Raw genomic sequence first — 14,611 nt, forward strand, 5'->3', positions numbered from 1 at the left:
GGGGTGGACATCTCCCCCCACCCGCGATGACCGCCGCCCCCTACGAAGGAAGGGGCGCCCGTGGCGCCCCCCGTCGACCGGACGTCGCTCGACCGTCAGTGCAGCTTCGCGCGCACCGTGTCGATCGACCGGTCGATCATCGCGTCGGCCTTCTCGGGCGTCATCGAACCGGCGACGACCTCGGCGGCGACGGCGGTGGCGACGCTGATCGCGCGGTCGCGGACCTCGCGCACGGCGGCGTTCCGGGCGGACTTGATCTGGTCCTCCGCGGCGGCCAGGCGGCGTTCCACGTTCGCCGCCAGATCGGCCTTGGCCTGCTCGCCCGCGGCCTGCGCCTCGGCCTTCGCGTTGGCCACGATCTCGTCGGCCTGGTCGCGCGCCTCGCGCGTCTTGCGCTCGTAGGACGCCAGGAGGGACTGCGCCTCCTCGCGGATGGCGCGGGCCTCGTCCAGATCGGACTGGATGCCCTTCGACCGGTCGTCCAGCAAGCCCATCAGCTTGCCGGGCACCTTGAAGTAGAACAGGATGCCCAGGAAGATCAGGAAGCCGATGGTGACGATGAAGTCGGTGTTCGCCAGGCTGAAGAAGGGCTTGTCGGCGGCGGCGAAGGCGGGGGTCGCGAGCAGCGACAGGGGCAGGACGAAACGCATGGCTCAGGCCCCCTTCACGCGGCTGTCGACAGCGGCGTCGATGCGCCCCTCGTCGGCCTGACCGCCCAACGCCTGCACGATCTCGCGCGCGACGTCCTTGGCGACCTGCGCCACGGACTCGGCGGCGCCCGCGCGGATCTCGGCGATCTGCGCCTCCGACTCGGCGGTGCGGGCGGCGATGCGATCGTCCGCATCCGCGATGGCGGCGTCCAGGTCGGCCTTTATCGCGTCGCGCGCGTCCCGCGCGATGCGGTTCGCTTCCGCGCGGGCATCGGCCAGGGCGCTCTGGTACGCCGTCTCGGCGTCCTCCGCCTGGCGCTTCAGATCCTCCGCGGCGGCGAGGTCGTTCGATATCGTGCCCTGGCGTTCGGCCAGGACGGCGCCCACGCGGGGCAGCGCCAGACGGGTCAGGATGAAGTAGATCGCGGCGAGGGCGGCGAGCAGCCAGAAGATCTGGTTGGCGAACCAGGCGTCGCACAGCTGGGGCATGCCGATGGCGTTGCCCACCACGCTGACGCAGGATCCGATGGTGCCGCCTTCCTGCGCGACGACGACGACGGGGTCGGCCATGTCGATGCCTCTCGGGGGGTGTTCGGTGTTCGTGTCGCGGTGGCGGGCGCCCGGTCAGGCCCCCGCCCCTCGCAAGGATGGTCCGGTCGTCTGGCTCAGACGGCGAACATCAGCAGCAGCGACACCAGGAACGCGAAGATGCCCAGGGCTTCCGCGAAGGCGATGCCGATGAACAGGGTCGCGGTCTGTGCGCCGGCCGCAGACGGGTTGCGCAACGCGCCCGCCAGGAAGTTGCCGGCCACGTTGCCCACCCCGATGGCGGCGGCGCCGGCACCGATGGCGGCCAAACCGGCGCCGATGAACTTGCCGGTGTCGGCCAGGACGAGGATGTCACCTTCCATGGGAATTCTCCTTGCGATTGGAAGAGGGGGTGATGTTGGACCTAGTGGTGCGGATGCAGCGCATCCTTCAGGTACACGCAGGTCAGGATGGTGAAGACGTAGGCCTGGATCGCGGCGACCAGGACCTCGAGCCCGTAGATCGCGACCACGCCGATGATCGACAGGGGCGCGGCGATCGTCAGCGCGGCGAAGCCCGCGAACACCTTCAGCACCGCGTGGCCCGCCATGATGCTGCCCGCCAAACGGACGGAATGGCTGAGCGGGCGGACGAAGTAGCTGATGACCTCGATCACGGCTAGGACGGGGCGCAGCGCCAGCGGCGCGGACGACACCCAGAACAGGTCCAGGAACTTGGTGCCGTTCTTCACGAACCCCACGACGGTCACCGTGACGAAGACCGCCAGCGCCAGGACCGCCGTGACGGCGATGTGGCTGGTCGGGCTGAACGACATGGGGATCAGCGCCAGGAAGTTGGCGAACAGGATGAACAGGAACAGCGTGAAGATGTACGGAAAGAACCGCAGCGCGTCCTTGCCGGCCACGTCCTCGACCATCTTGTGAATGAAGCCATAGGCCAGCTCGGCCACCGACTGCCCGCGGGATGGCACGATGTTGCGTCCGCGCGTCGCCAGCACCAGCAAGGCGAATACGCACAGGACGGCCAGCGCCATCCACAGTGTCGCGTTGGTGATCGTGTACCAATGGACCGGCGCGCCCGCGTCGCCGAACAGCGGCCTCACGATGAACTGGTCCAGCGGATGGAAGGACAGGCCGCCCCCGTGATCGGCCTCCGCCGTCACGCCGACCGCGTCCACGGCCGGGGCGTTGTCGGGCACGGGGCCCGCGGTGACGTCGTCGGTGGCGTCGTTTTCCATCGCTCAGCGATCCTCGTCCTTCGTCGGGGCACCGGCCCCCGGTTCTTCCAGCGCGGCCTTCAGCGAAGCCGTGCCCTGCGCCTCCTGCGCGGAGGCGATCATTGTCTTCACCCCGGCCGCGAAGCCCAGGAACACGAAGATCACCATCAGCCACGGCGTCGTGCCCAGGAGCACGTCCAGCCCGTATCCAATGCCGAAGCCGATCCCCAGACCGGCCACCAGCTCCACCACCATCCGCCAAGCCAACTGGGCCTGGGAATAATGCTCCTCCATGTGGGGCCTGGGCGCGTCGGGCCGAGCCGCGGCGAGGCGGGCGTTCAGCGCGCGCATCCGTTCGGCATCGGACCTGTCCGCCATGCGACCCCCAGGGAAGACCGGGGTTCGTCTAGGCACGGGGGGTGGCGGTGTCAACGCGGGCGCACGGCCCTTGTTTCGTTGGCTCGAACAGGCTCTGAACCAGCGCAAGGCTTCCTGGCGACGTTCAACCGACCGGTTGAGGGTCTTGACCCCGAACCGGTCCGCGTCCATCGCCCGGCCCCATGGCTCACACGCTCGACGCCGTCTTCGCGGCCCTGTCCGATCCCGTCCGACGCCGCATCCTGTCCATGCTGCTGGAGGACGACATGGCGGTGACCGACGTGGCCGCCCCCTTCCCCATCAGCCTGGCCGCCATCTCCCGCCACCTGGGCGTCTTGGCCCGCGCGGGGCTGATCGCGCGGGAACGGCGGGGCCGCGTCGTCTGGTGCAAGCTGGAACCCGACGCCCTGCGCGACGCGGGCGTGTGGATGCAGGCGTTCGGACGGTTCGACGGCCCCGACCTCGACGCGATGGAACGCCTGCTGGCCGGAATGGATCGTCCGGCCTAGCGCCCTTCCTCCTGGGCCAGGCGCAGCCTCGCGGTCGCCTCGTGGCGGTCGGCCTCGCGCTGGTCGGTGACGCAGCGATGCACGAAGTCCATGTGCCCCTCCACCGCCGCGCGGGCGCGGGGCGCGTCACGCGCGACGAGGGCGTCGTGGATCGCGCGGTGCTGGTCCAGCAGCGCGTCGCCCGTGGTGCGCTGCCGGAACATGGCGGCGCGGTTGAAGAACACGCCCTCGCGCAGCAGGTCCATCATCGACCGCATCATGTGCAGCATGACGACGTTGTGGCTGGCCTCCACGATGCTCATGTGGAACTCCGCGTCCAGCGCGGCCTGTTCCTTGGGGTCGGACCGCCCGTGCGCGCCTTCCATCCGCCGCAGCACGGCGCCGACCACGGCCAGGTCTGTGTCCGACCCCTGCCGCGCGGCGCGGGCGGCGGCCAGTCCCTCGATGTCGCGGCGGAACGCGATGTAGTCCAGCAGCGCGTCGTCCTGCCGCGCGAACAGCGCCACCAGCGCGGGCGAGAAGGCGCTGCCCAGCACGTCGGCCACGTAGACCCCCGAGCCCGCCCGCGACGTCAGCAGCCCGCGCGCGGACAGGTCGGCCACCGCGGCGCGCAGGCTGGGGCGCGACACGCCCAGCCGTTCGGACAGGTCGCGTTCGGGCGGCAGCCGGTCGCCGGGCCGAAGGACGCCGCGCAGGATCAACCCTTCCACTTGGCGCACCACGGCGTCGGCGCGCCGCTCGGCGGAAACGGGCTGGAAGGGCATGGGCACGGGCTGCGACATGGCTTCGACGATATGACCGATCCCGCCGCTGGGGCAAAGGCCGTTCGGCCGGACCGGGAGGGGCGCGGGCGACGACCGCAGCGGTGCCAACGAGAAATGGGCGCCCGCGACGGCGGACGCCCGAGGCCCCCGTAACCGTGGGGACCTACGCCATGCGTGCTGCGGTGTTCAGCGGTTGGGCACGATGACGATCTCGACGCGGCGGTTCTGGGCACGCCCGTCCGCGGTCTGGTTCGTGGCGATGGGGTCCGATTCCCCCCGGCCGATGGCCGACACACGGGCGGGCGACACGCCCTCCTCGTACATGATGCCGGCGACGGCACGGGCGCGGCGCTCGGACAGGTCCTGGTTGTAGGCCGCCGACCCGGTGTTGTCGGTGTGCCCGACCACCTGCACCCGGCTGTTGGGATAGTTCAGCAGGCTGCGCGCGATGGTGCGGATCTGGCCCGGCGCGCGGACCGCCGCGCTGTCGGTCGCGAACAGGATGCTTTCGGGCGCGTTCACGCGGATCGAATCGCCCGTGTTCACGACGTCGATGTTGCCGTCCAGGTCGCGCCGCAGCTCCGCCGCCTGGCGGTCCAGCACCTGGCCGATCCCGGCGCCCGCCGCGCCGCCGATGACGGCGCCAGCCAGGATCTCGTCCCGGCGGCTGCCTTCGCCCGTGGCCGCGCCGATCAGGCCGCCCGCGATGGCGCCGGTGATGGCGCCCTGCCTGGTGCGGTTGGGCTCGCCCGGGGGGGCCTGCACGCAGCCGGCCAGGATGGCGGTGACGCCGAGCGCGGCGAACAGGGGTGTCTTCTTCAAGTGGGCCATGTCTCTCTCTTCTTCGTTGTCGATGCCGTCGTGACGGAGGGCACTTAGCCCGTTCCGCCGCGCTTGTCCGCGACGAATGGCGAATGCGGGAACGAACGCGCGCCGGACCGCCGCCATGGACCGGCGTCGGACAGGGCGCAGATGGGGCGGGGGCGCCGTGATAGGCAATGACAGGGGGGTGTCAGGCGATGGCGCGCGGGGTCCGCGGGCCCCGCGGGCGGTCAGGGGCCCGCGGGGGCGCCGGCATCGGCGGCGTCCAGGCGCCCCGCCTCCCAGGCCAGCAGGGCGCGCTTCACGGGCAGGCCCCAATGGTATCCGCCCAGGCCCCCCGACCGGCGCAGCGCGCGGTGGCACGGGATCAGATAGCTGACGGGGTTGCGCCCCACCGCCGTGCCCACGGCCCGCACGGCGCGGGGGTTGCCGATGGCGCGCGCGATCTCGCCATAGGTCGTGACGTGGCCCGACGGGATGCGCATCAGCGCCTCCCATACCTTGATCTGGAACGGGCCCCCCAGCAGGTGCAGCCGCGCCTCGCCCCGCCCGAACACGTCGCGCACGAAGGGCGCCACCGCCGCCGGGTCGTGGCGGTGGTCCGCGCGCGGCCAGCGCGCGGTCATGTCGGCCATCGCCGCGTCCCGCCCGCCCTCCTCCGCGAAGGCCAGGCCGCACAGGCCCCGGTCGGTGGCCATGGCCAGCATCGCGCCGAAGGGGCTGTCGAACCAGCCGTGCCGGATCCGCAACCCCGCCCCGCCCCGGGCATAGTCGCCGGGCGACATCGCCTCCCAGCGCAGGAACAGGTCGTGCAGCCGCGACGTCCCCGACAAGCCCACGTCGAGCGACGTCTCCAGCAGGGTGAACCGGTTCGCCAGAAGGGTCTTGGCATGGCCCAACGCCAAATATTGTTGCAGCCGCTTGGGGCTGACCCCGGCCCAGGCGCTGAACACGCGCTGGAAGTGCGCGGGGCTCAGCCCGACCCGGGCGGCCAGGTCGTCCAGCGTCGCCCCGGGCCCTGCCGCGTCCACCGCCTCGATGGCGCGCCGCATGACGTGGTAGTGATAGCGGCCCTCGTCCGCCGCGATGGGGGTGGAATCGTCCATGGGGGCGGGATAGCGCAGGCACGGCCCCCCGCGCGACCCGGTTCTTGCGGGATGGGCGCCCGCCCGGGCCGGAACCTTGCCCCCGAAGCCATGCCATGCCACCCCGCGGCCCATGGCCAAGATCCCCCCGCCCCTGCCCTACGCCGATCAGGTCGCGGTGTTCGAACGCTTGAAGGCCCGGAACCCCGCGCCCCGGTGCGAGCTGGAGCATACCAACGCCTTCACCCTGCTGGTCGCCGTCGCCCTTTCTGCGCAGGCCACCGATGCGGGCGTGAACCGGGCCACGCGCGACCTGTTCCCCCTGGCCGACACGCCGGAGCGGATGCTGGCGCTGGGCCTCGACGGGGTGACCGAACGCATCAAGTCCATCGGCCTGTATCGCAACAAGGCCAAGAACGTCCTGAAGCTGTCGCAGATCCTCGTGGACGAGCACGGCGGCCGGGTGCCGTCCAGCCGCGCCGCCCTGCAGGCCCTGCCCGGCGTGGGGCGCAAGACGGCGAACGTGGTGCTGAACATCTGGTGGGGCCACCCCGCGCAAGCGGTGGACACGCACATCTTTCGCGTTGGCAACCGCACCCGCGTGGCGCCGGGCCGCGACGTCGAGGCCGTGGAGCGCGCGATCGAGGACAACTGCCCCGCCCCCTATCAGACGCTGGCGCATCACTGGCTGATCCTGCACGGCCGCTACACCTGCGTCGCGCGCAAGCCCAAATGCGGCGCCTGCCCCATCGCCGACCTGTGCCCCTGGCCGGACAAGCCGATCGCATGACCCGCCCCAAGGGCACCCGCAGGGCGGGGACCGCCCCGCCGCCCATCCCACCGAAGGACTCCGCCCCATGAGCCAGCGCGCCTACGACGTCATCGGCATCGGCAACGCCATCGTGGACGTGATCGCCCACGGCAGCGACACGTTCCTGGACCAGATGGGGATCGAGAAGGGCATCATGCAGCTGGTGGAGCGCGAGCGGGCCGAACTGCTGTATGCTGCGATGTCCGACCGGACCGAAGCGCCGGGCGGGTCCGTCGCCAACACGCTGGCGGGGATCGGCGCGCTGGGCCTGTCCACCGCCTTCATCGGCAAGGTGAAGGACGACGCGCTGGGGCGCTTCTACGCCGACGCGATGGAGGCCAGCGGGACCGCGTTCCCCCTACCGCCGCAACCCACCGACCTGCCCACGTCGCGCAGCATGATCTTCGTCACCCCCGACGGCGAGCGCTCGATGAACACCTATCTGGGCGCGGGCGCCGACATCGCGTCCCGCGACGTGGACGACGGCGTGTTCGCCGGCGGCGGCATCCTGTTCCTCGAAGGCTACCTTTTCGACAAGGACGACGGGAAGACGGCCTTCGCGCGGGCCGCGGCAGCGATGAAGCGCGCGGGCGGGCGGTCCGCGATCACCATCTCGGACCCGTTCTGCGCCGAGCGCCACCGCGCCGACTTCCAGCGCCTGATCGCGGACGACATGGACATCGCCATCGGAAACGCCGCCGAATGGACCACCCTGTACGAGACCGACGATCTCGACGCGGCACTCGACCGCGCCGCCGCCGTGTGCGGCATCGTCGCCTGCACCAGGTCGGGCGCCGACGTCTGGGTGCGCGCGGGGGGCGAGCGCTTCGCCGCCCCCGTCACCCCGGCCCGTGTGGTGGACGCCACCGGCGCCGGCGACCAGTTCGCGGCCGGCTTCCTTCACGGCCTCGCCACCGGGCGCGACCCCGGCACCGCCGCCCGCATGGGCGTCGTCTGCGCCGCGGAGGTCATAGGCCATATGGGCCCCCGCCCCCAAACCGACGTGACGGCCCTGTTCCGCGAGGCGGGGCTGGTCTAGGGCCCGCCGGCCCCCGTCGGCACGGGACCCCGGGCGCGTCGACGCCTCCCGCCCGTCCCACCCGAATCGGACGTCGGCTGTCCGGTTCGGTCGGGAGGTGCGTCATCAGTCGTTCCGGACGGCACGATCAATCCTCGAGGAACGAAATGGACATGGATAAGGAAACGTGCGTCGAAACCGCTTCCTAACCCGATCGAGATTCTGATGATGCATGGGACACGCGGCCGGCCTAGTCTCACCGAATGCGTTTGTTTCCCACGCGACCCGGCGAAAGGCTGCCGACGCTCAAACCCCGACTCCGACGTCTGCTCATCGCCGTGGGAGTGGGGGTGCTGATCGTGCGCTTCGGAATGGCCCTGCATTCCCTTCGACAAGGGGACGAGACCGCGCTGCTGACACTTCCGCTGGGAGCAGTGCTGCCCGGACTGCTGATCGTGGCGTTGCTGGCGATGCCACCCGCGCATACGGTCGAAGGGGTGTTGATGCGCCTTGGTACCGCAATTCACCTGCTTCTGATCCTCGCCCTCCCACCGCTCGCGCTGCACCTCGCGCTTGGACTGCCGGTCGTCTTCCTCGTGGTCGAGCTGTTCCAGACACGGGTACCGGCCCGCATCCGCGGTCCCCTCACGCGGGTGGTGCTCGCATGATCTCACCGCTCCTGCCCGAGGGGCTCCTGCCCGAACCCCTCCTTTGGGCACTTCGTTGGGTGCTGTTCCTCGGGCCGCTCGGGGCGTCAGCCTGGCTTATGGCACGGGAGCCCGATCCCCGGCGTCGAGTGGGAGCGCTCTTTGCAGGGCTCTATGGGCTCGGGACGATCTTCGTCACGCATCAGATCGCGCTGGCCGCGGGCTGGTGGCGCTTTGGCGGGGAAGCGTTGATGCTCGTGGGAATGCCTGCCGATATCCTGGTGGGCGGGGCCCTCTTGTTCGGACCCGTGCTTCACTTGGCGGCGCCGCGCGCGAACCCGTTTCTGATCGCAGGCGCGATCGTGATGTTCCTTCACGTGCCGTTCTTCGCCTCGCTCCCGCCGTTCGTGCAGCCGGGACCGGGCTGGCTCGCAGGCGTGGCCTTCGTGTTTCTCGTCGCGCACGTGCCCGCCCTGTGGCTCGCGCGCTGGACGTCGGAGAATAGAAAGCTAGGGCCGCGCGCGACGCTCCTGGCCTTCGGCTTCGGCTGGCTCGCCTTCGGACTGCTGCCCTCGGCGGTGATGCGCGCGATGGGCGGGGGATGGGGCGACCTGCCGACCGCCTGGTCCGTGCTTGGGGCCGCCGCCGTCGTCCTGGCGCCGATCCAGTTGGTCGGACTGGCGGGGGTACAGATGTTCGTTCTCCGGGGGAACGGGACGCCGGTGCCGCTCGACCCGACCGACCGGCTCGTTCGGGCAGGGATCTACGCCTATGTCACGAACCCGATGCAACTCTGCACGGCGGCGACCTGGGTGGTGATGGGTCTCGTCCTGGGTAATGTCTGGATCGCCCTGATGGCGGGAATGGCTTGGGTCTTCGTGCGCGGGATGGTGCGTTGGCATCACCGCCACGACCTGCTGGTCCGCTTCCCGGACGGCTGGCCAGAATACCGCGCGAACGTGCCCGAATGGCTGCCTCGCTGGCGTCCCTGGATGCCCGTGCCCGCCACGCTGACCTATGACCCGTCGCGCCTCGGGCCTCGCCATCTCGCCGAATGGCTCGACACGTGCGCCATCGGCTTGACACTGCGTGCGGCAACCGGCCCCGCTATCTATCGCGACGGCGACTTCACTGCGCAGGGACCGGCGGCCTGGACCTGGGCGCTGGGCCACGTCAACTTCGCGACGATGCTGGTTGGCGCGGGGCTACACTTGATGCTGGAGGGAGTCTTGCTCCTGCGCCGCCCGTTCGCACGCTCCGAGACCCGTCATGCCTGAGGCCGCGCCCCTCAACCTCACCCTCGGCACCGACCACCTGCTGCGCCTGCGCCGCGACCCGCTGGGCTTCTACGAGGACATGCAGGCGCGCCATGGTGACGCCGTGCGTTTGCGGCTCGGACCCTACCGATTGTGGCTCCTGTTCCACCCTGGACATGTCGAGGCGGTGATGGCCCGACAGGCAGGCGACTTCATCCGCTTCGAGCGACTGATGCGCATTCTGCGGCAATGGAACGGTGAGAACGTCCTCACCGCGGACGGGCCCACCTGGCACGCGCGCCGCCGCCACGTCCTACCGGTGTTCGCCACGCGCCATCTGCCCGACTACGCCGCGATTATCGCCGCCCGGAGCGATGCGTTCGACGCGAGGCTCCGGGCGCGGGGCGAGGCGGTCGCCCTCGACGTCGATGCCGAGATGGGGGAGTTCATGCTCGACGTAGCGCTGACGACCATGTTCGGCGCGACGCCCCCGCGCCCGACCCTGGACGCCGTCGGGGTCGCCGTGCGCAGCCTGTCCGAGATCGCCTATGCCGAAGCGACGTCCCCCTTGATCCTGCCCGACGTGATGCCGCTGCCGGCCAAGCGGCGCAAACGTTGGGCCCTGGAGACCTTCGACACCTTCGTGCGGGACCTCGTGACCCGGCGTCTCGATGGCGGTGCGCCCGAGGGGCGGCGCGACCTGCTCGCCACCCTCGTGGAAGGTCGAGAGGACCAGCCGGACGCCATTCGCGACGACGTGGTGGGTCTGCTCATCGCGGGACACGAGACCTCCGGCGCGGCGCTTTCCTGGGCCTTCGCGCTGCTCGCGCAACGACCCGATCTGGTCGCGTCGCTGCGCGCCGAAATCGCGGTGGCCTGCAACGACGGGCCGGTCGGGACGGAGCACCTTCGATCCCTGCCCCGCTTGGCTGGCTTTGTGCGCGAGGTGCTGCGGCTCTATCCGCCGGCCTACACGATGTTCCTGCGCCGAGCCGTCCGCGACGTGGCGGTGGACGATCTGCGCATCCGCGCGCGCGACGTGGTGCAACTGGTCCCTTGGGTCACGCATCGCGACGCGCGGTGGTTCCCGGATCCCCTTGCTGCCGATCCCGACCGTTGGCGGACCGAGCCGCAGCCCTTCACCTGGTTCCCCTTCGGTGCCGGGCCGCGGGTCTGCATTGGTCAGAGCTTCGGCATGCTCGAATTGACCGTGGCGCTCGCCACCCTGCTGCGGGGCTGGACGCCGCGCGCTACCGGGCCCGTACCCAAGCCGGTGGCGCGCTTCTCGCTACGCCCCGAGGGCGGACTGCCGCAGGTCTGGGAGCGGGTCAGCCGATGAAGCGATGTGCCATGCCTGGCGGGGGAAGCGGGCAAACGTCGTAGCTTCCGAACCAGCGATATCGGTTGCGCGCCACGAGGTCGTACACCGTATCCCGCACGGGCCTGGGTACCACGCGCAGGACGCGCAACCAGCGGATCGGCGCGCGGGCGTGCCCCAAGATCGCGATCCACGCATCCGACCGTGTCCAGGCTTGCCCGTCCTCCACGAAGAGATAGGTGCGATCCAAATCTTCGACGCTCAATCCATACGCCGCAGCCGCCGTGCGACCCGCCTCGGAGGCGGTCGTTGCGAACTGGATCACGGGAGCCCGTTCCCACCGAAGCACGGCGCGGGCGAAGCCGTGGCACAGGACGCAATGGCCGTCGAAGACGATGAGTGGGTGGGTGGACATGACATCTGGATAGCAGTTCCGTCGTTCCACGACATCCAGAAGGACAGGGAATGGGAGGAACGTCTTTCGAGGACATGTTCAGGCGTGACCGACGCGGAGCCGGAACTGAAACGAATTCTCGCCCGATCCGTCGGAACCGCCCACGTACGGCGCCGAACCTCCCGACCCGTTCGGGCGTAGCGCGGATGTTGGGGAAAGACGATAACGGGACGTGGGTTCCGTGATGCGTCGACGCATGCGTCCCGCTCGGCCCATGCCAAATGGCCCCCCCATCGCCGTAGCCCCCCGTCCCATCCCCGAGCTGCCCCCCTGACCCCCCTTGCCGCCCTCTTCGCCACCGCCTTCGCCGCCGCCACCCTCCTGCCCGCGGGGTCGGAGGTGGCGCTCGCGGTCCTCGTGCGGTCGGGGGAGCATCCGGTTCCCCTGCTGCTGGCGGTGGCGACGGTGGGGAACGTCGGGGGGTCCGCCCTCAACTATGCGTTGGGCCGCGCCGCCGCCCGCCTGTCGGGCCGCCGCTGGTTCCCCGTGGGGCCCCGGGCGCTGGCCCGCGCGCAGGGGTGGTACCGCCGCTGGGGTCGCTGGTCGCTGCTGTTGTCCTGGGTCCCCTTGATCGGCGACCCGCTGACCGTCGCGGCGGGCGTGCTGCGCGAACGGCTGGTCTGGTTCCTGGCCCTCGTCACGGTCGCGAAGCTGGCCCGCTACGCCGTCGTCGCCGCCCTGGCCGCGCCCTGACGGACCGGCCCGGCATCACGTTACGACAACCCGAGACGGTGCCGTTCGCATGTGCGGGGGGGCTGTACGGGGAGGGGCGAAGGACCGGTCCCGCGGGGATGGGTCGATCCGGGGAATCGGGCCGGGGTCCGCAGCGCGGTCCGCCCCCCGATTGGAATGGCCCGGCATACCGCAGCGCCGACCACAGACGGTGCCTCCGCGTATGCACGGGGGGTGTACGGGGGGTGTACGGGGGGTGCACGCCCGCGCGGTGGGGTGGAACGCCTCGTTTGCCCCCCGTCGCGCCGCGCCCTAGGCTGGCCCGGACACCATCATCGGGGGACCGTCATGCACATTCTCATCACCGGCGCGGGGGGCATGATCGGGCGCAAGCTGACCGACGCGCTGGTCGCGAAGGGCGCCCTGGGCGGCACCGACATCACGGCCCTGACCCTCGTGGACCTGACCGCGCCCCCCGTCCCCGTGGGCGTGCCCGCCGCCGCCCTGGCCGCCGACCTGTCGGCGCCGGAGGCCGCGCAGGCGCTGGTCGAATCGCGTCCCGACGTGATCTTCCACCTCGCCGCGATAGTGTCGGGCGAGGCGGAGGCCGACCTCGCCAAGGGCTATGCGGTCAACCTGCACGGAACCACCGCGCTGCTGGAAGCCATCGCCGCGCAACGGGATTATCGCCCCCGCTTCGTGTTCACGTCGTCCATCGCGGTGTTCGGAAGCCCCCTGCCCGACCGGATCCCCGACGACCAGCCGCCCTCCCCCCTGACCTCCTACGGGGCGCAGAAGGCGATGGGCGAGCTGATGGTCGACGACCTGTCGCGCCGCGGGCTGATCGACGGGATCTCGCTGCGCCTGCCGACGATCTGCATCCGTCCCGGCAAGCCCAACAAGGCGGCGTCGGGCTTCTACAGCGGCATCCTGCGCGAACCCCTGAACGGACAGGAGGCGGTGCTGCCCGTCCCCGACGACATCCGCCACTGGTTCGCCAGCCCTCGCTCCGCCGTGGGCTTCCTGATGCATGCCGCCCAGATCGACCTCGCCCCCCTCGGCCCCCGCCGCGCCCTGTCCCTCCCCGGCGTGTCCGCCACGATCGCCGACGAGCTGGCCGCCCTCGAACGCGCCGCGGGCCCGGATGCCTTGAAGCTGATCCGCCGCGAACCCGACGAGACGGTGCTGCGCATCGTCGCCGACTGGCCCCGCGGCTTCGCCCCCGAACGCGCCCTGTCGCTGGGGTTCCGCGCCGAGACAGACATGGACGAGATCATCGCGGTGTACCGCGAGGACGAGATGGGGGGCTGACGGGCCGCGTCCCGAACGCGGATCGGGCGGCGCCGACGAGGGCGCCGCCCGGGCGGGGGCCGCGATGCCCCCTGGCGCTATGGTCGGCTCAGCCCGGCAGGGTGCCCGCGTCGATGGCCGCCTGCACCTCGGCCGCGCTGAGGACGCCGTCCCCGTCGCCGTCGAGCGAGGCGAACGTGTCGGCCGTCTCGTCCGGATAGGCCGCCTGGAACTCCTCCAGGGTGACGTTGCCGTCCGCGTCGGCATCCAGCGTCTGGGCCAGGGCCGGCGCGGCCATGGCGAGGGCCGCGATCGCCGCGACGATGGGGCGGATGATGATGTTGGTCATGGTCTCTCCTACTCGTTCGGGACCAGCCCGTTCGCTGGCCCGAGACAAAGGTGGGCCCACTCGGCGGGACCCGTCAGGGGTGCCGCGCCGGCCCGTCGGATCCGTGCGGGATGCTGCCAGTATCATGGTATTCGATGCGCTCGGCTCCGCGGACGCGTGGCGGACTTCCGCCCTTGCGCGGAAGACCGTGCAGCCGCCCCACCCCGATCGGCCTTCCCCCGCCGATCGGGCGGTCCGCGCCGTCAGCCCAGTTCCGCGAGCCGTTGCAGGTCCGTGGGGCCCGGAGGCGCGCCCGCCTCGCACAGCATGGCATGGACCTGCCCCCGGTGCTGCGTCTGATGGTTGAACAGATGCACGACGTTGAATCCGAAGCCCGTACGCACCGCGGCCTCGCCCCGGGTCCAGGCCACGGACCCGCCCAGATCGGTGCGCGTCAGGTGGTCGGCCCATTCCACGATGACGCCGTCCAGCGCGGCCCGCGCGGCCTTGTAAGCGTCCCAGTCCCGCGGCCCGTCCGTATAGGGGTGGCGCGCCCCGATCGCCCGCGCCGTGGCGTCGTCGTCCGCCAGCCGGGCCAGCCACGCGCGGTCGTCCCACAGGACGTGGTTCAGCGTCTCGGCGATGGACCGGAACACCGCGCCGCGATCCTCCCAGCGGGCCACGTCGTCCAGGGCATCCGCTGCGTCCATCAGGGACCGGTTCTGCCACCGGTTGTAGCGCGCCATCGTGCGGGCATAGGCGGGTTCGATCATGGCGGGCCAACGAGCGGGGGAGTCCGCGGTTCCAGGCAGGCGTCGTCGCGACTGCGCACCGGACCCCGCCG

General features: G+C 71.1%; 19 protein-coding genes. 8 read left to right on the forward strand and 11 right to left on the reverse strand.

Annotation, left to right across the window (positions count from 1 at the left end; genetic code table 11):
* Window positions 1–95 precede the first annotated feature (95 nt).
* The 5 genes from P0084_RS06335 to P0084_RS06355 form a co-directional block, all read right to left on the reverse strand.
* Entirely contained in the window at window positions 96–650 is a 555-nt protein-coding gene (locus tag P0084_RS06335) for a F0F1 ATP synthase subunit B (protein ID WP_308915980.1), read from the reverse strand.
* Between the two features lie 3 nt (window positions 651–653).
* Window positions 654–1,220 (reverse strand): F0F1 ATP synthase subunit B', encoded by a 567-nt coding sequence (locus tag P0084_RS06340; RefSeq protein WP_308915981.1) that lies wholly within the window; start codon window positions 1,218–1,220, stop codon window positions 654–656.
* A 95-nt stretch (window positions 1,221–1,315) separates the two neighbouring features.
* On the reverse strand, window positions 1,316–1,561 hold the full coding sequence (locus P0084_RS06345; protein WP_308915982.1) for a F0F1 ATP synthase subunit C: 246 nt from the start codon (window positions 1,559–1,561) through the stop codon (window positions 1,316–1,318).
* A gap of 41 nt (window positions 1,562–1,602) precedes the next feature.
* Window positions 1,603–2,436: a F0F1 ATP synthase subunit A gene (locus P0084_RS06350; RefSeq protein ID WP_308915983.1), complete on the reverse strand. Its 834-nt coding sequence runs from the start codon at window positions 2,434–2,436 to the stop codon at window positions 1,603–1,605.
* Between the two features lie 3 nt (window positions 2,437–2,439).
* Window positions 2,440–2,793, reverse strand: coding sequence for an AtpZ/AtpI family protein (locus tag P0084_RS06355; protein WP_308915984.1), 354 nt, complete (start codon window positions 2,791–2,793; stop codon window positions 2,440–2,442).
* Window positions 2,794–2,975: 182 nt separating this feature from the next.
* Here P0084_RS06355 and P0084_RS06360 point away from each other — a divergent pair, with 182 nt between their 5' ends.
* Window positions 2,976–3,302 carry an ArsR/SmtB family transcription factor gene (locus P0084_RS06360; RefSeq protein ID WP_308915985.1) on the forward strand — a complete coding sequence of 109 codons (327 nt, stop codon included), beginning with the start codon at window positions 2,976–2,978 and terminating at the stop codon, window positions 3,300–3,302.
* On the opposite strand, the gene P0084_RS06365 is transcribed toward P0084_RS06360, so the two are convergent.
* The 3 genes from P0084_RS06365 to P0084_RS06375 form a co-directional block, all read right to left on the reverse strand.
* Window positions 3,299–4,066 carry a FadR/GntR family transcriptional regulator gene (locus tag P0084_RS06365; protein ID WP_308916084.1) on the reverse strand — a complete coding sequence of 256 codons (768 nt, stop codon included), beginning with the start codon at window positions 4,064–4,066 and terminating at the stop codon, window positions 3,299–3,301. The genes P0084_RS06360 and P0084_RS06365 overlap by 4 nt on opposite strands.
* Before the next feature lie 186 nt (window positions 4,067–4,252).
* Window positions 4,253–4,897, reverse strand: coding sequence for an OmpA family protein (locus tag P0084_RS06370; protein ID WP_308915986.1), 645 nt, complete (start codon window positions 4,895–4,897; stop codon window positions 4,253–4,255).
* A 221-nt stretch (window positions 4,898–5,118) separates the two neighbouring features.
* Window positions 5,119–5,994: a bifunctional helix-turn-helix domain-containing protein/methylated-DNA--[protein]-cysteine S-methyltransferase gene (locus tag P0084_RS06375; RefSeq protein ID WP_308915987.1), complete on the reverse strand. Its 876-nt coding sequence runs from the start codon at window positions 5,992–5,994 to the stop codon at window positions 5,119–5,121.
* 112 nt (window positions 5,995–6,106) lie between these two features.
* On the opposite strand from P0084_RS06375, the gene nth reads away from it, so the two are divergent.
* The 5 genes from nth to P0084_RS06400 all read left to right on the forward strand — a co-directional run bounded on the left by nth (window position 6,107) and on the right by P0084_RS06400 (window position 11,044).
* Window positions 6,107–6,763 (forward strand): endonuclease III, encoded by a 657-nt coding sequence (gene nth / locus P0084_RS06380; RefSeq protein WP_308915988.1) that lies wholly within the window; start codon window positions 6,107–6,109, stop codon window positions 6,761–6,763.
* Window positions 6,764–6,830: 67 nt separating this feature from the next.
* The gene (locus P0084_RS06385) at window positions 6,831–7,823 is read left to right on the forward strand and encodes an adenosine kinase (RefSeq protein WP_308915989.1); all 993 of its coding nucleotides are present in this window, start codon (window positions 6,831–6,833) and stop codon (window positions 7,821–7,823) included.
* Window positions 7,824–8,140: 317 nt separating this feature from the next.
* Window positions 8,141–8,470, forward strand: coding sequence for a hypothetical protein (locus tag P0084_RS06390; protein ID WP_308915990.1), 330 nt, complete (start codon window positions 8,141–8,143; stop codon window positions 8,468–8,470).
* Complete coding sequence (locus P0084_RS06395; protein ID WP_308915991.1) at window positions 8,467–9,726, forward strand: methyltransferase family protein; 1,260 nt, start codon at window positions 8,467–8,469, stop codon at window positions 9,724–9,726. Before P0084_RS06390 ends, P0084_RS06395 begins: the two co-directional genes overlap by 4 nt.
* The gene (locus tag P0084_RS06400; protein ID WP_308915992.1) at window positions 9,719–11,044 is read left to right on the forward strand and encodes a cytochrome P450; all 1,326 of its coding nucleotides are present in this window, start codon (window positions 9,719–9,721) and stop codon (window positions 11,042–11,044) included. Before P0084_RS06395 ends, P0084_RS06400 begins: the two co-directional genes overlap by 8 nt.
* Here the strand turns inward: P0084_RS06400 and P0084_RS06405 are convergent.
* Window positions 11,034–11,438 carry a thiol-disulfide oxidoreductase DCC family protein gene (locus tag P0084_RS06405; protein ID WP_308915993.1) on the reverse strand — a complete coding sequence of 135 codons (405 nt, stop codon included), beginning with the start codon at window positions 11,436–11,438 and terminating at the stop codon, window positions 11,034–11,036. The genes P0084_RS06400 and P0084_RS06405 overlap by 11 nt on opposite strands.
* Before the next feature lie 378 nt (window positions 11,439–11,816).
* Between P0084_RS06405 and P0084_RS06410 the strand changes: the two genes are divergently transcribed.
* Window positions 11,817–12,170 carry a YqaA family protein gene (locus P0084_RS06410; RefSeq protein WP_308915994.1) on the forward strand — a complete coding sequence of 118 codons (354 nt, stop codon included), beginning with the start codon at window positions 11,817–11,819 and terminating at the stop codon, window positions 12,168–12,170.
* Window positions 12,171–12,497: 327 nt separating this feature from the next.
* On the forward strand, window positions 12,498–13,460 hold the full coding sequence (gene denD / locus P0084_RS06415) for a D-erythronate dehydrogenase (RefSeq protein WP_308915995.1): 963 nt from the start codon (window positions 12,498–12,500) through the stop codon (window positions 13,458–13,460).
* Between the two features lie 88 nt (window positions 13,461–13,548).
* Here the strand turns inward: denD and P0084_RS06420 are convergent, their stop codons facing one another.
* Both P0084_RS06420 and P0084_RS06425 read right to left on the reverse strand, forming a co-directional pair.
* The gene (locus tag P0084_RS06420) at window positions 13,549–13,788 is read right to left on the reverse strand and encodes an EF-hand domain-containing protein (protein WP_308915996.1); all 240 of its coding nucleotides are present in this window, start codon (window positions 13,786–13,788) and stop codon (window positions 13,549–13,551) included.
* A gap of 242 nt (window positions 13,789–14,030) precedes the next feature.
* A complete protein-coding gene (locus tag P0084_RS06425) occupies window positions 14,031–14,540 on the reverse strand; it encodes a DinB family protein (protein ID WP_308915997.1) in 510 nt (169 codons plus the stop codon).
* Window positions 14,541–14,611: the final 71 nt, after the last annotated feature.

Source organism: Jannaschia maritima (assembly GCF_030973515.1).
In the GTDB taxonomy this organism is placed as follows: Bacteria; Pseudomonadota; Alphaproteobacteria; order Rhodobacterales; family Rhodobacteraceae; genus Jannaschia; species Jannaschia maritima.